General features: G+C 55.5%; 15 protein-coding genes. 10 read left to right on the forward strand and 5 right to left on the reverse strand.

The window, feature by feature from the left end; genetic code table 11:
* The first annotated feature begins 122 nt into the window (after positions 1–122).
* From dnaB to H8E27_14175, 3 genes are read left to right on the forward strand one after another with little or no spacing between them, the layout of a single operon-like run.
* Positions 123–1,655: a replicative DNA helicase gene (dnaB, locus tag H8E27_14165; GenBank protein ID MBC8326760.1), complete on the forward strand. Its 1,533-nt coding sequence runs from the start codon at positions 123–125 to the stop codon at positions 1,653–1,655.
* Complete coding sequence (locus tag H8E27_14170; GenBank protein ID MBC8326761.1) at positions 1,645–4,362, forward strand: BamA/TamA family outer membrane protein; 2,718 nt, start codon at positions 1,645–1,647, stop codon at positions 4,360–4,362. The genes dnaB and H8E27_14170 overlap by 11 nt, the downstream gene beginning before the upstream one ends.
* Positions 4,363–4,381: 19 nt before the next feature.
* Complete coding sequence (locus H8E27_14175) at positions 4,382–4,957, forward strand: OmpH family outer membrane protein (protein ID MBC8326762.1); 576 nt, start codon at positions 4,382–4,384, stop codon at positions 4,955–4,957.
* 29 nt (positions 4,958–4,986) lie between these two features.
* On the opposite strand, the gene H8E27_14180 is transcribed toward H8E27_14175, so the two are convergent.
* From H8E27_14180 to H8E27_14190, 3 genes are all read right to left on the reverse strand, one after another.
* Entirely contained in the window at positions 4,987–5,829 is an 843-nt protein-coding gene (locus H8E27_14180) for a hypothetical protein (protein MBC8326763.1), read from the reverse strand.
* 61 nt (positions 5,830–5,890) lie between these two features.
* Entirely contained in the window at positions 5,891–7,075 is a 1,185-nt protein-coding gene (locus H8E27_14185) for an aldo/keto reductase (GenBank protein ID MBC8326764.1), read from the reverse strand.
* Positions 7,072–7,920 (reverse strand): ABC transporter substrate-binding protein, encoded by an 849-nt coding sequence (locus H8E27_14190; GenBank protein ID MBC8326765.1) that lies wholly within the window; start codon positions 7,918–7,920, stop codon positions 7,072–7,074. The genes H8E27_14185 and H8E27_14190 overlap by 4 nt, the downstream gene beginning before the upstream one ends.
* Positions 7,921–7,970: 50 nt before the next feature.
* On the opposite strand from H8E27_14190, the gene H8E27_14195 reads away from it, so the two are divergent.
* From H8E27_14195 to H8E27_14225, 7 genes are all read left to right on the forward strand, one after another.
* Positions 7,971–9,698, forward strand: coding sequence for an ABC transporter permease (locus H8E27_14195; GenBank protein MBC8326766.1), 1,728 nt, complete (start codon positions 7,971–7,973; stop codon positions 9,696–9,698).
* Positions 9,699–9,700: 2 nt separating this feature from the next.
* Positions 9,701–11,053 carry an ABC transporter permease subunit gene (locus tag H8E27_14200; protein ID MBC8326767.1) on the forward strand — a complete coding sequence of 451 codons (1,353 nt, stop codon included), beginning with the start codon at positions 9,701–9,703 and terminating at the stop codon, positions 11,051–11,053.
* A 4-nt stretch (positions 11,054–11,057) separates the two neighbouring features.
* A complete protein-coding gene (locus H8E27_14205; protein ID MBC8326768.1) occupies positions 11,058–13,214 on the forward strand; it encodes an ABC transporter substrate-binding protein in 2,157 nt (718 codons plus the stop codon).
* Positions 13,215–13,242: 28 nt separating this feature from the next.
* Positions 13,243–14,208 (forward strand): ABC transporter ATP-binding protein, encoded by a 966-nt coding sequence (locus H8E27_14210; GenBank protein ID MBC8326769.1) that lies wholly within the window; start codon positions 13,243–13,245, stop codon positions 14,206–14,208.
* A gap of 41 nt (positions 14,209–14,249) precedes the next feature.
* Complete coding sequence (locus tag H8E27_14215; protein ID MBC8326770.1) at positions 14,250–15,194, forward strand: ATP-binding cassette domain-containing protein; 945 nt, start codon at positions 14,250–14,252, stop codon at positions 15,192–15,194.
* 84 nt (positions 15,195–15,278) lie between these two features.
* Positions 15,279–15,641 carry a type II secretion system protein gene (locus H8E27_14220; GenBank protein ID MBC8326771.1) on the forward strand — a complete coding sequence of 121 codons (363 nt, stop codon included), beginning with the start codon at positions 15,279–15,281 and terminating at the stop codon, positions 15,639–15,641.
* A gap of 3 nt (positions 15,642–15,644) precedes the next feature.
* Positions 15,645–15,995, forward strand: coding sequence for a hypothetical protein (locus H8E27_14225; GenBank protein MBC8326772.1), 351 nt, complete (start codon positions 15,645–15,647; stop codon positions 15,993–15,995).
* A gap of 3 nt (positions 15,996–15,998) precedes the next feature.
* Here H8E27_14225 and gluQRS read toward each other — a convergent pair whose 3' ends face one another.
* Together gluQRS and H8E27_14235 are read right to left on the reverse strand one after the other, a co-directional pair.
* Entirely contained in the window at positions 15,999–16,805 is an 807-nt protein-coding gene (gene gluQRS / locus H8E27_14230; GenBank protein ID MBC8326773.1) for a tRNA glutamyl-Q(34) synthetase GluQRS, read from the reverse strand.
* Positions 16,802–17,395: acyltransferase (locus tag H8E27_14235; protein MBC8326774.1), on the reverse strand; the 594-nt coding region annotated here is incomplete at its 5' end. The genes gluQRS and H8E27_14235, both read right to left, overlap by 4 nt.

Consider the following 17,395-nt stretch of genomic DNA (forward strand, 5'->3'; position numbering starts at 1 on the left):
ATCGCCGCTCCGGATTTAACCGGGGCGGCTTTTTTATGCCCAGCCCGCTGTGAACAAGCGGGGGGGGACGCCAGCAACTTCGCGTTGCCATTGCAGGGAGCAATCGTGTTCCCTTGGCGCGTATGATTGACACGCCCGAAGGGCCCATTCCGGAACCGCCGATGGAGGATTTGGTGAACGCGCCGCGCCGCGCCCCCAATTCTCCTGAAGCCAAATCCACGCCCGCGGGCCGAACGCCACCCCATTCCATTGAAGCTGAGCAGGGGATTCTCGGTTGCCTGATGCTCGATGCCGCGTCCGGATTAGACTTCTGCCTCGAACGCATTCGCGAGCCGCGACAGCTCAGTGATCCTCCCTCCGATAAAGGCCCGCGCGGCAAGCGCCGGCCGCCGGGCGACACGTTTTTTTATGAGCTGAAGCATCAACTCCTCTTTGAGGCGATGATCGATATCGTGGAGTCGCGGCAGGCGGTGGACATTATCACGGTGAAGCAATTCCTCTCCGACCGCAAACAACTCGAAGCCGTCGGCGGTGTGGCGTACCTCAACACGCTGATGGACAGCGTGCCCTCGGCGGCCAATCTTGAATATTATTTCAACATTGTTTGGGATAAATATTTGCTGCGCAAAACCGTGCGCACCTGCACCGAGATTGTCACCCAAGCCTACGAGCACGAGGGTGAAGTGAATCGCCTGCTCGATGAGGTAGAAACCCGAATCCACGGCATCAACGACGAACGCGCCGGCGACGTCAGCACGGACATGAAAAAACTCGTGCACGCCGCCATCGATCGCATCGAAGAGTACCACGAACGAAAGGGAAAGATTTCAGGTGTGCCTTCCGGCTACAAAGTGCTCGATCGGCTGACCGATGGCATGCACGCAGGCGAGATGATCGTCATCGCCGCCCGTCCTTCGATGGGCAAAACCAGTTTGGCGATGAACATTGTGGAGAACATCACGCTGGACGAAAAAATTCCCGTGGGGGTGTTTAGTCTGGAAATGACCGCCGAGGCATTGGTCACCCGTATGATTTTCTCCAATGCCCGCCTTAATTCCAGCAAACTACGTGAAGGGAAAATGAATGATCGCGACTTTCCGCGCATCAACACCGCGGCCGGCAAACTCCACAACGCACCACTGTACATCGACGACACCCCCGGCCTCTCCATCCTGCAGCTGCGCGCCAAGGCCCGCCGCATGCACACGCAGCATGGCATAAAACTCATTGTCATTGACTATCTTCAGCTGCTTCACTCTACTTCGCGCCGGGCGATGGACAATCGGCAGCAGGAGGTTTCAGAAATCTCCAGCGGCATTAAGGCGTTGGCTAAAGAATTAAAAGTGCCGGTGATTGTGCTTTGCCAGTTGAACCGTGAAATGGAGCGGGATAAAAACCGCAAGCCGCGCTTGTCGGATCTCCGCGAATCCGGCGCGATCGAGCAGGACGCCGACTTGGTGGGACTGCTTTACAAAGTTGCGCAGGACGAGGACGCCGATGGTGCAGATGAAAGCGAAGGGTTGCCTGTAAATTTGTTAATCGCCAAGCAACGCAACGGGCCCACCGGGGACGTGCCCTTCACGTTCCTCAAGCCTTATACGCGCTTTGAGCCCGCCGCGGGAATTAATGACAACGATGTGCCGCATGAAGACTAACATTTTGAAGACCACCGTTTTGGCCCTGTTGTTGGCCGCGCCTTTGATCATCGCCCAGCCGGCTGCCGCTCCTCCCAAGGTGGGGGAAGTCAAAGTTACGCTAACCAGCTTCGGTAGCGGCGATCCGGATATCACCGAAGCATACGTGCGCAATCACATCCGAATTCGCCCCGGTGATGAATTTCGCCCCGGCATGACCAATCCGGGCGTGCATGCCCTGATGCAAACCGGTCGATTCCACAACGTGCGTGTAGACGCTTCAGAGGAAAACGGAAAAATCACACTGACCTTTGTTGTCGTGGCCTATCCTAAAGTGACCTCGGTGGATTTACTGTTGCGTCGACCCGATGGGACGACACTCACCGCTGCATCTTTACAGATTAAAGAAAAAGATTTGTTGAAGAAAATTACCCTGCGCAAAGGAAGCCGTTACAGCGACGCCCAACGACAAGCCGACGCCAAAGCTCTGCGGGAACATTATGAGGATAAGGGCTACTATCGGGTAAGCGTAACTAGCGAAGCTAAACGACAGGAAAACGGGAAGTTATCCGGTGCCGTGGAATATTACATCACCGAAGGTGAGCAATTTCAAATTGAAAACATGACCTTTGAAGGCAATGAAAATTTTGATTCCGATGACCTGATGGATTTTGTGAAAGCCCGCGAACGGCGTCGCTGGTTCAACCCCATCAGCTGGTTCACCAATGACGGACGCATTCGTCCGCTGGAATTACAGGCAGATATTGACCGGCTGGAAACCTACTACCGCAATCGCGGCTATTTGGATGCAAAAGTTCAAGTAGCCCACACCGCCGACGAAGTGCTTGCCGGTGAAACCTACCAACACCACATCAATACGCTAAATAAAGCGCGGGCAGATTTGGAATTATTGGAACTGAGCTTGGCTGATGAAGAGGGCAAAGGAGACGCCGCCGATGAAGATCGTTTGGATTTGCTGGAGGATAAAGTGGATGATCAGGAAGATGTGGTGGACGACGCGGAAGATGAACTGGAAGATTTTCTCGATGACGCCTCATATGTAGACCTCGTTTTCAAAATCACCGAAGGTCGGCGTTATCATGTCGGCACGGTCGATTTCGAATACTACTGGCAAAACGCGCGTGATGGCGAAACCACGCGACTGGACGCGGGGCCCGACGGTGCCGCCAAACCTGATTTCAAGCCGGTGATCCCCAAGCTCACACTCATATCACTCATTCGCATGCGCGAAGGCGAGGTGTACGCTCCCGAAAGTCTGCTTCGCAGCGGCCCAAAATCCGACCTGCGATCCATCAAAAACTATTACGGGCGTAAATCACACATTAACGCCCGCGTGCTGCGGGTGGTTCGGAAACCGGTGACTGGCACCGACAAAATAAATCTCGTCTTCAGAATCTTTGAAGGCAACCCGTTCAATCTCGAACTCGTGCAAATTGAAGGCAACGAGAAAACGAAAGACTTCGTCATCCGACGCGAACTTGCCGTCTCTGCCGGCGAACGCTTCGACTTGGGTCGGGTGGATCGCAGCCGACGCCGGATCGAAGGCATGCAAATTTTTGAAAGCGTGCGCACCTTCCCCCGCCGCGGCCCTGATGCTCGGCAGGATGCTAATCCGGGCGAGACACTCACCGACGATTTGGTCGTGGCCGTGCGCGAAAAGAATACCGGGACCTTTATGATTGGCGGCGGGTTCAGCACGGATTCCGGGGCATTTGCTAACATCATTACGGGGCAGGAAAATTTTGACATCAAACGCTGGCGTCGGCCCCACCTGCTGCAAGGCGCCGGGCAAAAAATTCGCCTCAAAGCCGTGGCCGGCGGCAGGTACAGCAACTACCGGCTGGACTTTGAGGAACCCTGGTTGCTCGACCGGAAACTCAAGTTTACGACTGCGCTGTATGTTGAAGAGATGTCTTATTACAGCTCCAAGTTTGATGTTGATCAAACCGGCTTCACCATGGGATTGGAACGAACTCTGTTGGGGAATGACTTTTTGCGCGGCAAACTTTATTTCACACTGGAAGAAGTCGGCCTCGTAAACTTGGAATCCACCACCTCCACCGAATTGAAAAACGAAGCCGGGCATGACTTCGTGGGATTGTTGGGCGGCCGTCTCGCCTACGATACCCGCGGTGGTGGCGACCTCCCAAGCAAAGGCCAACTCACCTCCTTCGACCTCATGGCTTCCCCCAGCATCATCGGCAGCGACAAACCATTCTACGGCTACCACCTCAAAAGCACTTGGTATTTCAAAGGCCTGCGCGAAGGCCACGTCCTCGAATTGCGCGCCCAAAACGCAGTGGTGGACAGTTTTGAAAGTGGCAAAAACGTGCCCTACCTCTATCGCCATCACCTCGGCGGCTCACGCAATCTGCGTGGCTTTGACTTTAACGAAGTGGGCCCGCGTGGCGACCAAAACGACTATCTCCGAGGCGAAACGATGGCTCACGCCTCAGTCGAGTACAGCATCCCCACGCCCTGGGAAATTCTCCGAATCGCAACGTTTTATGACATCGGTTCGGTCAACAAAGGAGCTTATGATTTTGACTTTGGAAATTACAACGATGACTGGGGCATTGGCCTCCGGCTTCAAATTCCGTTTCTCGGCCCTCTGCGTCTCGACTACGCGTTCCCCATCACCGACGACGGTTACAACGACAGCAGCGGCAACATCAATGTGAATTTTGGCTACACCACACGATTCTAATTTAAACATACTGAACATCATGAAAACCACACTCACAGCACTTTTACTCGCCACGGCAATCCTCCTCCCCATCAGCGCCTCTGCAGCCGGGGAGCAAAAAATAGCCATTGTTAATGTTGAGAAAGTTTTCAAAGGATATTGGCGTACGGATGTCGAAGATCAACGGCTGAAAAAAGAGGTGGAAAACGTAGAGAAACGCATCGCTGTCGAGGATAAAAAACAGGCGGAACGGTTGGCCGAACTGAAAAACATGAGCACGGTATTGCAGAACCCCAATTTGAACCAAGCTGCGCGCGCGCGCCACAAACAGCAATTTGATGTCAAACAACGGGCGTATCAGCAAAGTGGCACGACATTAAATAACTGGAAGGCCTCACAGCAAAAAGATCTCCAGGAAAAAAGTCGCAAGGCCTACGCAAAAATTCGTGAGGAAATTCAGGCGGTCATTTCAGCTCAAGCCAAGAAAAGCGGTTTCACTGTAGTGGTGGATTCCAAAGCCCTGCTATTCTCTTCGGCTGAACTGGATATTTCCACGCAAGTGCTGGCGCAACTGAATATCAATGATCCGGGCAAAGTTGCTCCGAAGAAAAAATAGCGACCGAGTTTCGGTGGGTTAAAAGCAGGTTAGGGCAGGATTTCAACTGCCGCCACACTCCCATTTTTCACCGTGAACCGTGCGGTACGATTTGTTTGGCCTGATTTCATATCGCGAATGGTCAGGCCAGAGAACATCCATATCTCTCCTCGTTTTTGGTTCGGATTACCAAAGGCAGTGGTCAGAATACTGGAGGGTTTCCCAATATAATAAGAGAGTTCCTTCGAGGCATCCGTTCCATTGACTTGCCAGGGGTGGTTTCGGCCGGCCGGTGTTTTTCCGGTCAAAGGGCGGCCATTTAAATCAAAGGCCGCCCGACGCAGCACCTTGCCCCGGATTTTTGTTGAAAGCACCATCACTTTGTTAGTTTTGCCATTGGAGTGAAACGTAATCCACGGCCCCACACGGAATCCATTTGTGTAGTTCGATTTACTGCGCGGTTTGCCATTGGCATACCACCCGTACGCTGGGCCGTTTTTTAGGCCTTGGATGTAGTTCACCCGGTACTTTGTTTGTTTGGCACCGGGATAGGTGACCCGAAACATTCCGTGCCACAATCCATCTTTTATGGGGATTATGGCTTTGGTTCCGTCCTTGTCACTTCTGAACGCATTGCCGGTGAATCGATTTTTGCCTTTGTAATACACGCGCACGACGTTGGTGACCACGGCGGTTGCATTGGTTCGCCGGATATATTTCATGGTGGTGATATCAACCGGAGGCGCCGTGATACCGGCCCCCGTTGTTGTGTTGGTCGGAGCGTTGCCTTGATTGATTTTGGTGGTGCTGATATCCGAACCACCTTCGCCATCATTGCCGCAACCGATCAGTAAAACCGCAAACGCACACAGTACAACCCCAGCAATTTTCATAGCTCCAAATCTACTCCAAACTCCGCCAAACTCAACCATTTTCAAGCTTTCTATAGGTAGTTTATTCTGACTCACTCTGTCGTTTTTGTTCGGTGTCCAATAGTAATGTGTGAGTTTCAGCCAGTATATCAGGAATGCGATCGGCAAACGGGCTGTTCCGAAGGGTTTCGGGCAGCCCGTAATGATCCAATTTTCCAACGTGTTCGCCTGGAAACCAATGATCGCCTTGACCTAGCAAATTGTAGCGCATCTTGCCCCAGTCCACCAAATCCAGCCCTTTGGCGTAGGTCCACAGGCGCAAGATTTCGGTGAGGTTAACCTCGCCCGGCACGTCCACATACTGCGGCAAACCTTCGGGCCAACGGGCGCACCAATCCGCGCCGTGGGTTTCGGTGAGAGCGTCGCGCAGGCGTTTTTCGATTGCGTCGAGGGTGGCGGAAATTGAGTCATCGTGTTCGAGTGCTGTGAGATGGCAGTCAAAATCCGAAGGCTTGGCCGCGCCGCAGCTCAACGTGTGCACTTCCGGTCGGTTCAAACAATAGAGATCATTAAACTGCATCGGGTGCAGCGGCGCACACAGTTCGGTGAGTTTGGGCGAGGGTGCGTACAGTTTGCCACCTTTGTCGTTGGGGCTGATGATGAAGACGCCCATGTCGCGCGCGGCGGCGGCTTCCACGGCTGGCCAGTTGAGGTCGTTCACGAAGTACCAATGGAGGTTCACGTAATCAAACGCCTCGCTCTCGATGGTTTTAATAATGATGTCGGTGGTGGCGTGGGTGGAAAAACCGACGTGCCGCACGCGGCCTTCCTTTTGAAGCCAACGCGCCGCGGCCGCGCAGCCGTTGGGGCCGAGTGACTGGTCGAGAATTTCCTGATTGTTGATGCCGTGCAGTGAAAGTAAATCCACGTAATCGAGTTGGAGATAATCCATCGATTGATTAAACGTATCGAGAAACTCGCGAGGGTTGGCCGAGGGAGCGACTTTGGTTTGGACGATGATTTTGTCGCGCGGAATTTTTTTGAGCACCGGCCCGAGTTGCATTTCGGATGAGCCATACCCGCGGGCGGTTTCGATGTGGTTGATGCCGACCTCGATGGCGCGATGAATCGTGGCTTCCAGGTTTTTCTGGCCGGCCTCGGGCACCTCGCTCCATTCGATATCGCTCCACTTGTGTTGATACCGCATTCCTCCGCAGGAGAACACGGGCATCTCTATGTCCGTTTTACCAAAGCGACGGTATTTCATGGCTCCACAAATTCCAATTCCGGTCGGTGATCAATCAGCCCCGCTTCGTGGGCTTGGCGGAGGAAGCGCGTGATGGTGTCGCGGCCTTTGTCGCCGTAGTCGAGCGTCCAGTGGTTGACGTACATTCCCACGAATTGATCGGCCAATTCCATTCCCATATCGCGGGCGTATTGCAGCGCATGGGCGACGGCTTCGGGGCGATGGTCGAGGCTGTACTGGATGCTTTCGGTGAGCAGATCGCTGATGACTTTGCGTTCGTCGGCGGGGATGCGTTTGTGAATGACATTGCCGCCGAGCGGCATCGGCAGGCCATCGTTTTCTTCGCCCCACCACACGCCGAAATCCTGGCAGCAAACGAGTCCTTCATTTTCGTAAGTGAGCTGGCCTTCGTGAATGATGAGGCCGACATCGGCAGTGCCGGCGTTGACGGTTTGGAAAATTTCATCAAAGGGCACGACGAGGTAATCAATCTCGGCCTTCGTTTTCCCCAGCCACAATTGCAACGCGAGGAAGGCGCTGGTCATTTCGCCGGGGATGGCGATTTTTTTGCCAGCCATCTCTGCGCGTGAAATTTTTCCCGGAGCCACGAGCATCGGCCCGTAGCCATCGCCCATGCTCGCGCCGCTGGGGAGCAGGGCGTAATCGACGCTTACGGAGGGATAGGCGTGGATGCTGATGGCGGTGATATCCAGCTCGCCGCGCGTGGCGCGTTCGTTGAGGGTTTGGATGTCCTGCAGGATGTGCTCGAACTCGTACCCGCGCGAATCAATGAGCCCTTCCGCGAGGGCATAAAACATAAAGGCATCGTCCGGATCGGGCGAATGGCCGAGCGTCAACTTCGTCATCGCCGCGAATGTGGCCGAATGCCCGCGCTCTGTCCAACCATAGATTAAAAATGGCTGGCAATCCGGCGGGGCTCTGGCAGTCTCGCCCTCTGCTTTATCTGGCCATGCGCGAGTATTTCCTTAGACGACTGCTGTTAATTTTTCCCACGTTGTTGGTGATTACAGTGATTGTTTTTTGCATCACCCGCATCGCGCCGGGCGGACCGTTGGAGCAGGCGATGATGGAGATGCAGCAGGTTTCGCTGGAGGGAGGCGGAGGCTCCACCGAAGGCGGGTTGGCGATGAGCAAGGAGCAGCTCCAGCAAATGAAGGAGCTCTACGGCTACGACAAACCCATCCTCGAAGCGTACGTGATTTGGCTGGGGCTCAAACCGCGCGAGTTGAATCGCCGCAATGTGGAATTCAAGGATGGAGAAACGAAGGCCAACGCGAGGATGCGGATTCCGCCCTTTCACGTGGCGGAACTGGATTGGGACGGCGATGGCTATGTGCAACGCGCGGAGGTGCCGGATGGGCTGGCGTCGTACGTGAAGTTCGATCAACTGGATACCAATCGCGACGGGCAAATTGACGGGCAGGAGGCCGACCGCCCCGAAGCGGAAATCGAACGTGCCCGCGAGCGGGTGCATCTCGCGCGCGATGATGCAGGCGGCGTGCGCATTACCAATCCCGATGCGTTGATGGTGAATTGGAAAGTGCGAATGCGCGAGCCGCCTTCGGATGAACCGGATGCCCTGCCCAAAGCGGAAATTTATCGCACGCGCTACGCGGGCGTATTGCAGGGTGACCTCGGTAAATCTTTTCGCCACGGCGAGCCGGTGTCCACAGTGATGCTCAAACGTTTGCCGGTGTCCACTTTCTATGGGTTGCTGACTTTTTTAATCACCTTTCTCGTGTGCGTGCCGCTCGGCATCGCCAAGGCGATGCGGCATAATACGTGGTTCGACAACGGCACGTCGGTTTTCATTTTTATGGGCTACGCCATTCCCGGCTATGTGCTGGGCGCATTGATGATGGTGTTTCTCGCCGCGCGCTGGGAGGTGTTTCCCACGAGTGGATTCACCAGCGAAAATTTTCATGATATGCCGGTGAACCAACTCAACGTATCGGCCGGGTCCAACGAATGGCACGCGCCCAATCATAAATTGCGCCACGGCGAGGAAGTGTGGTTGGAAGGACAACTCCCCCGCACCATACCGCCCGTGGCGGCGGACACGGCTTATTACGCGGAGGTGGTGGATGCCGATTCCTTCCGGGTGTTGCCCGATTGGAGCGAAGGCGCAACGCCAATTCGTGCGGAAATTTCGGCTACAGAAATCCGGATGAAACGCCACACGCCGCGCTGGACGCAAGTGAAGGATCTCGCTTGGCACGCAGTGTTGCCGTTGTGTTGTTATTTGGTGGGCAGCTTTGCGTTTGTGACAATGCTGATGAAAAATCATCTGATGGATAATCTCTCGGCCGATTATATGCGCACGGCGATTGCCAAGGGGGTTCCGTTTAGTCAGGCAGTACGACGGCATGCGTTGCGTAATTCACTGATTCCATTGGCCACCAATCTCGGCCACCAAATTACCATCTTCGTGGCGGGCAGTTTTTTGATTGAAACGATTTTCGACATCGATGGGTTTGGATTGCTCGGATTCAAGTCCGTAATGGACCGCGATATCCCGGTGGTGATGGGCATCTTTTTGCTTTCGGCCACGTTGATGCTCATCGGCAATATTATTTCAGATATCCTAGTGGCGTTAGTGGATCCACGCGTGCGGTTTAATTGATGATGCAACCGGCGACCGACCAACCCGAAACCGCTCAATCGCCCCGCGCGCGCTGGGAGATTGCCGTGTTGTTGTTGGTGGGGTTGGCCTCGGGATTTGCCGTGGGTGGATTTCTCGGCGGCGTGTTGGGCGCGCCGTTAGGGGGATGGTTGCTGAACTCCGCTGAGCCGGGTGCGGGTGTGATTGCCGGCGTTAAGAAGGGCTTCATAATTTTGGGCGCCCTCGGCGCGGTGGCCGGATTGGTTTGGGGTGCGCGCGGGCGGTTTAATCCGCAGACGCGCCGTAAGCTCAAGCGATTTTATTCCATCAAGCGCGGGTACATTTCATTTCTGCTATTGCTCGGGGCGTTCGGGTGTTCGTTGCTCGGCGAGTTGCTGGTCAACAACCGCGCTTTGTTGGTGAGCTATGAAGGGAAACTGTTCTACCCCCTCTCGCCTTTTTCGCGAATACATACTGGCAAGGAATTTGGTTTTCAAAAAGATCGCTCGGGGCAGGATTATACGTTTGAGGTAAACTACCGAGAATTGAAGGAGGACTTTGCCAAACAAAAATCAGGCAATTGGGTGCTGATGCCGCTTGTGCCCTTTAACGAATACGAAAATGATTTTCGCGAAGGCCTGGTGCATCCGGCCGCGCCCAATTTTGCAATGCAACATTATCTCGGCACCGATCGCACGGGGCGCGATGTGTTGGCGCGATTGCTTTATGGCTTCCGTATCACCATGATTTTTGCGTTGGTGTTTATGCTGATGGTGTATTTGATCGGCGTGGTGGTCGGTTGTTTGATGGGTTACTTTGGCGGTTGGGTGGATCTCGCGGGGCAGCGTGCGGTAGAGGTGTGGCAGAACATTCCGTTTTTGTATATGGTCATCATCGTGGTGGCCGCGGTGAGCGACTTGCCGTTCACGTTGCCAGCGTGGTTCAAAATCCTCGTGCTATTGGCGATCATGGTGGTGTTTAGTTGGACGAGTATGACGTATTATATGCGCACAGCGGTGTACCGCGAAAAGGCACGCGACTACGTGGCGGCCGCGCAATTGTTGGGTGCGAGCACGCCGCGCATTTTGCTTAATCACTTGCTGCCCAATACCATTTCCACGATGGTTACCTTTATGCCATTCACCGTAGCCACGGCGATTATTTCGATCACGGCATTGGATTATTTAGACTTTGGGTTGCCCAAGCCCACGCCGAGTTGGGGCGAGTTGCTGCAGCAGGGGGTGGCGAATCTGCACGCGCCGTGGATCGTGCTTTCGGCATTTGTGGCGATGGTGGTGGTGCTCACTCTGGTCACCTTCATCGGTGAAGGCGTACGTGAGGCGTTTGATCCCAAAAAATTTACAACCTACGAATAACATTATGAAAACCACATCCAAATTAAGCGGCCTGATTTTGGCCGCTGCGTTGCTGGCCTTCACCGGTTGCAACGAGAAAAAACTCAAACGCCCCGCCGATGCCAGCACCGGCACGCAACCCGCCGCACCCACCGGCGGGGTGGACAAAGCATTCGCACGTGAATTGGCGCGGGAGTTTGCCCGCGAATTCGCACGCGAACTGGCCAAGCAAAACATCACCTTGCTCGGGGGCGGGGGGGAGACTGCTCCCATTAATCCCGCCCAGCCAACCGGCGCGGCGGTGGAGCTGAATAGCGCGGAGGAAGTGCAGGCTTTTTACGATGCGAATCCAAAGGCGTTTGTGGTGGCCACTGCAGCGGATTTGCCCACAAATTTGCAATGGGAAAACGGCAGTGAACTCAAGGAATTCGCCAGCCCTAAGGCCAAGCGCGGCGGCACGTTTCACGAATATATGGCTGATTTTCCACGCACTTTGCGTTTGGTGGGGCCGGATGCCAGCGGTTCATTTCGAAGTCATATGCTGGACTATAACTCGCTAAATTTGGTGATGGCTCATCCCAATGGCGATGGATACTTCCCCGGCTTGGCGAAAGAATGGGCATACAGCGTGGATCGCAAGACGGTGTATTTTCGGCTGGATCCGGACGCGAGTTATTCGGATGGCAAACCGGTGCGGGCCACGGATTATTTTTTCTCACTGTATTTTTTCCGCAGCGAGCACATCAAAGCGCCGTGGTACAACGATTTTTTCAGCGAGGAAAAATTTCCGAACATCACCCTTTACGACGAGCACACGCTGTCGATCACCTATTACAAAGCCAAACCGGATGTGATCGAGCGCATTGCCGGGGTGCGACCTATTCCAGAACATTTTTATAGCGAACTGGACGAGCAGTTTGTGGAGGATTTTCAGTTCAAGTTCGAGCCCAACACCGGCCCATACGAAGTGCGCACGGAGAACGTGGAGAAAGGGAAATCCATCACGCTCACCCGCGTGCCAAACTGGTGGGCGGACAAAAAGAAGTTTTATCGAAATCGCTTTAATCCGGAAGCCGTGAAAGTGAGTGTGGTGCGCGATCCGGCCAAGGTGTTTGAGCTGTTCCTGAAAGGCGAGCTGGACTGGCACGGCCTTGGACTGCCGGAGTTTTGGTACGAGAAACTGCCTGACGATCACAAACTCGTGGCTGCCGGCCACGTCCACAAGGTGCAGTTTTACAACGATGTGCCGCGGCCCACGTGGGCGTTGCGGCTCAATTCGCATCACCCCGTGCTGCGCAACAAGGACATTCGCATTGGCCTTAATTACGCGATGAATTTTGATGTGGTGATTTCCAAAGTTTTCCGGGGCGATCCGGTTCGGATGAACACCGTGGCTGATGGCTATGGGCCGCGCAGTCATCCAACCCTCAAGGCCCGGCCCTTTTCTGTGGAAAAAGCCAAGGAATATTTCGCGAAAGCCGGCTATACTCGTGCCGGTTCGGACGGCATTCTGATGAACGCCGGCGGCAAACGGTTGTCATTCACCTTCACCACTCCATACAAACGGCTGGAGGACGTGATGACGGTGCTGAAGGAGGAAGCCAAAAAAGCCGGCGTGGAGCTGGAAGTGGAAATTATGGAACGCACGGCCGCTTGGAAAAAGATCAGCGAAAAAAAACATGAAATCATGCTCGGCGCGCTGAATGTTTCCGTGGAAATCGCTCCGCGCTTTTGGGAGCCGTATCACTCCGACAACGCCTACGAGGAGCCCAAGGAAAAACGCTACGACGCCAACGGCAAGCTCCGCGAAGGGCTGAAGCCCAAGCCGGTGACCAATAATTTTTGCATGTTGGCCGATAAAGACATTGATGATCTCATCGAACAATATCGGGTGAGCGAGGACTTGGATGAACTCACCGGACAAGCAAAGCGGTTGATGGAAATGATCCACGATCACGGCAGCTACATTCCCGGCTGGGTGCGCCCGTGGTATCGCGCCGGTCATTGGCGTTGGGTGGAGTGGCCTGAAGGCTACAACGTGAAAGAAAGCCGCGAGCCTTACGAGTTTCACGTGCACTGGATTGATTCGGATATCAAAGCGAAAACACTCCAAGACATAGCCGCCGGCCGCAAATCCGGCCCCGCAACCATTCAGGTTTTCGACCAATACAAAACCGACTAACGTGCCGGAAACCGACTCGGACATCCTGCTGCAGGTTAACAACCTGACCACGGCCTTTGACACCGATGCGGGGCAACTCACCGCCGTGGACGGCGTGAGCTTCGACGTGCGCAAAGGCCGAACGCTGGGCATCGTGGGTGAAAGCGGTTGCGGCAAGAGTGTTACCGCGATGTCGATAATGCGGTTGCTGCCACAACCGATGGGGAAAATTCTGAACGGTGAGGTGCTCTTTGATGGCCGCAATCTGGCCACCGTGCCGGCGGAAGATATGCGCGCCATTCGCGGCAATCGGATCTCGATGATTTTTCAGGAACCGATGACGGCGCTCAATCCGGTGCATCGCATTGGCAAACAAATCTGCGAAGTACTCACGCAACACAATGATCTTTCGCCCGATGACGCATGGGCGCAGGCGGTGGAGATGCTCGACAAAGTGGGTATCCCGTCGCCGGAAATCCGCGCCACGGAATATCCGCATCAACTTTCCGGCGGGATGCGGCAGCGGGTGGTCATCGCCATCGCGCTCGCGTGCCGGCCGGAATTGGTGATTGCCGATGAACCAACCACCGCGCTGGACGTCACCATTCAGGCACAGATTTTGAAACTCATCAACGACCTCCAGCGCGATCTCGGGATGTCGGTGGTACTGATCACGCACGATTTGGGCGTGATTGCCGAGACGTGCGACGAAGTGTGCGTGATGTATGCCGGACGCGTGGTGGAGCGTGCCCCGGTAAGGGAGCTTTTCGCCAACCCGCGCCACGCCTACACGCAGGGCTTGCTCAGCTCCATCCCGCGCCTTAATGGCACGCCCAAGAGTGAGCTGCAAACCATTGACGGCATGGTGCCCGCCCTGAGTGAATTAAAACCCGGCTGCCGCTTCGCCCCTCGCAGCGGCCGCGAGCATGCGCCGGAATTACTGACCGAACGCCAATCCTTAAACGAAATTGCTTCCGGCCATTGGGTGGAAGCTTGTCCTGTTTGCACACGCTGATGAACAACGGCGAATCCATTTTGGCGACGGACGACCTGCGGATGCATTTCCCGGTGAAGGGCGGGGTGTTTCAGCGGGCCGTGGCGGCGTGCAAAGCTGTGGACGGGGTGAGCCTCAACATTGAGCCGGGCGAAACGCTGGGGCTTGTCGGCGAAAGTGGTTGCGGCAAAAGCACGTTGGGCAAAACGATTGCGCGCCTGTACGAACCGACGAGTGGCGGCATCGAATTTGAAGGGAACGAATTGGCGAACCTTTCGCGCGGCCAACTGAAGCCTTTCCGGCGCGAGATCCAAATGATTTTTCAGGATCCGTATGAGAGCCTCAATCCGCGCCACACGGTGGGGGCCATTGTGGAGGAACCGTTTGTGATTCACGAGATGGGCACGCGCGCGGAGCGCCGCCAGTGGGTGGGTGAGCTGTTGGCCAAGGTCGGATTGCCTGAGTCGTCGGCGGGGCGGTATCCGTTTGAATTTTCCGGCGGACAGCGGCAGCGCATCGGCATCGCGCGCGCGCTGGCGCTGAAGCCGCGCCTGTTGATTTGCGATGAACCGGTGAGCGCGCTGGATGTTTCCATCCAAAGCCAAGTGCTCAATTTGTTGATGGAGTTGCAGCGCGAAATGGGGCTGAGTTACTTGTTTATCTCACACGATTTGGCGGTGGTGAAACACATCAGCGATCGCATCGCGGTGATGTACCTCGGCCGCATCGTGGAGCTGGCGCCGGCGGAGGAGATTTACAACAACCCCGTGCACGCCTACACCAAGGCGCTCATCTCGGCCATTCCCGTGCCGGATCCCACGCACGTGCCCGATCGCGTCATTCTCGAGGGGGACGTGCCATCACCGATTGATCCGCCTGATGGTTGCCGGTTCGCCCCTCGGAGTGGATCTCCGCATCCGCCGGAATTGATCGAAACCCTGTCGCCCTTCAAAGAAGTTTCTCCCGGCCATTGGGTGGAGGCATGCCCGGCCTGTGCGCCGGCGTGATAACCTCGCCACCTCGGTAACGTATTGCCACGCAATGGCGTCTATGGTAGACACAAGCGCAGAGGAGTTGTGCAACACATGAAAATAAAAAAATTAAGTTCACGCGGTTTCACTTTGGTAGAAATTATGATCGTGGTGGCGATCATTGGATTATTGGCCGCGGTGGCTATTCCAAACCTGTTGCGGGCCAAAAAAGAGAGTCAAATTACCGGGTGCCGTCAGAATCTCGGGACGATAAAGGCCGCTATCATCCAGTATGGGTTTGATAAGAGTGATGATCACGAGGTGTCGATGGACGATCTGGTAAAATATATGAACCATCCGCCCAAATGCCCCTCTGGGGGTGAATATGAAGTGAGCACGGTGGGCGAAGATCCCACTTGCACCATCGAAGGTCACACGCTCCATAAAGAGGATAAGGAAGAAGAGGAAGAGAGGGAACGTTGATTCGTGGCCGGGCCTGATGAAAAGCGCGGGTTCGGACTCGGTGAATGGCTGCTGGGGGGAGTCGTGCTGGGGCTGGCTTTGGCGGTGTTCTTTCCGTACACGGTGGGCGATAAACAGGATCGCAGTATTTTGATCTGCGTAAAAAATCTCCGTGAGCTCGATACGGCCATGCGCATTTGGCAGCTCAATAATGGAAAGGATACCCTGTCCACCGTCACGTTGGAGGAAATCATTCCGTACTTAAAAGATGGCAAAGCACCCGTGTGCCCGTCCGAGGGGAAGTACATTGTGACCGGCCTCACCAATCCGCCCAATTGCACGATCCCAGGCCATGCATTGGCCAATGAGGAGTAGTCATTATTCCCAATGCGCCCTCAAGGCTTCCGGCGTGTTTCCGCTAGCCCTCAATTCTTTTAAGCTCAATGCGTCGTTACGCTTGGCGAGACGTTCGCCTTTTTCGTCGCACATCAATTCGCAGTGGTAAAACGTTGGCGGCGTGAGGCCCAGCGCGCGGTAAAGCAGCAGCTGCCGCGCGGTGGAGAGCAGCAAATCTGCGCCGCGAACCACCTCGGTAATTTCCATCGCGGCGTCATCCACCACCACGGCGAGTTGGTACGCGGGCAAATCGTTCTTTTGCCAAACGGGGAAATCGCCAAAATCTTTTCCGGAAACAAATGATTGCGGGCCGAAATGGGCATCGGTGAATTCGATGCGTTCGCCCTCGGGCACGCGGAAGCGCCAGTTTTGGTTGGTTGATGGATGAGGGATGAGGGTTGAGGGATTGGAACGGCAGGTGCCGGGGTAGATGGGTTCTCCATCTTCGCTGTGTGGGGCGGTGGTGGCTTCGCGGATGTCTTTGCGTGAACAGGCGCACGGGAAAAGATGGCCGTTGGCGCGGAGTTTTTCAAAGGCGGCACGGTATTCGGGCATCCGTTCGGATTGGTTGACCGGTTCACCTTCCCATTCGAGGCCGAGCCAACGGAGGTCTTCCAAAGTGGTGGCGCGGAATTTCGGTTTGCAGCGCGCGGGGTCGAGGTCTTCGTTACGATAGAGCAGGGTGCCGTTGTGTTGGCGCGCGCGTTCTTGCGCCATCCAAAACGTGCGCGCGTGGCCGAGGTGCAGGTAGCCGGTGGGCGTGGGGGCGAGGCGTCCGCGATAGCTCATGAATCCAAAAACCGTTCGGTGATACCGCCGTAGGCATCGATGCGGCGGTCGCGTAGGAAAGGCCAGTGCGTGCGTGCTTCGTTCACTTGCGAGAGATCCACCTGCACGAGCAGGGTTTCGGGTTGATCGGCGGCGGCTTGGGCGATGATTTCACCACTGGGAGCGGCCACAAAACTTTGCCCCCAAAATTCAATACCTTTTCCACCTGTGCCGCTCGCGTCATCGGTGTCGTCGGCGTCGTCGGCGGGAGCTTCGTGCCCAATGCGATTCACCGCCGCCACAAAACAGCCATTGGCAATCGCGTGGCTGCGTTGGATAGTCTGCCACGCATTGTGCTGCGCGGCGCCTTCGGCGGTTTTCTCGGCGGGATGCCAGCCGATGGCGGTGGGGATGAGGGGGATTTCCGCCCCCGCCCGTGCCCGCCACCCCCCGGGCTCTGGGGACCCTTTGGCCCCGCAAAACAACCCGCCGGTTTTTTCCAACGCGGGTTCCCACCCGCCGGAACCATTTTCACGCGCCTCCCCCCGAGGGGAATAAAATTTCTCGTCAAACACCGGGTCGTCCCGAATGGGCAGCGTGCGGTGAGTGCC

Source organism: Limisphaerales bacterium, from assembly GCA_014382585.1.
Lineage (GTDB): Bacteria > Verrucomicrobiota > Verrucomicrobiia > Limisphaerales > UBA1100 > JACNJL01.

Coding starts and splice junctions, on each gene's coding strand:
- H8E27_14185 (MBC8326764.1), bottom strand. CDS start 7,075: ATGAAATACCGTCGCTTTGGTAAAACGGACATAGAGATGCCCGTGTTC.
- dnaB (MBC8326760.1), top strand. CDS start 123: ATGATTGACACGCCCGAAGGGCCCATTCCGGAACCGCCGATGGAGGAT.
- H8E27_14195 (MBC8326766.1), top strand. CDS start 7,971: ATGGCTGGCAATCCGGCGGGGCTCTGGCAGTCTCGCCCTCTGCTTTAT.
- H8E27_14190 (MBC8326765.1), bottom strand. CDS start 7,920: ATGACGAAGTTGACGCTCGGCCATTCGCCCGATCCGGACGATGCCTTT.
- gluQRS (MBC8326773.1), bottom strand. CDS start 16,805: ATGAGCTATCGCGGACGCCTCGCCCCCACGCCCACCGGCTACCTGCAC.
- H8E27_14175 (MBC8326762.1), top strand. CDS start 4,382: ATGAAAACCACACTCACAGCACTTTTACTCGCCACGGCAATCCTCCTC.
- H8E27_14215 (MBC8326770.1), top strand. CDS start 14,250: ATGCATTTCCCGGTGAAGGGCGGGGTGTTTCAGCGGGCCGTGGCGGCG.
- H8E27_14180 (MBC8326763.1), bottom strand. CDS start 5,829: ATGAAAATTGCTGGGGTTGTACTGTGTGCGTTTGCGGTTTTACTGATC.
- H8E27_14170 (MBC8326761.1), top strand. CDS start 1,645: ATGAAGACTAACATTTTGAAGACCACCGTTTTGGCCCTGTTGTTGGCC.
- H8E27_14200 (MBC8326767.1), top strand. CDS start 9,701: ATGCAACCGGCGACCGACCAACCCGAAACCGCTCAATCGCCCCGCGCG.
- H8E27_14205 (MBC8326768.1), top strand. CDS start 11,058: ATGAAAACCACATCCAAATTAAGCGGCCTGATTTTGGCCGCTGCGTTG.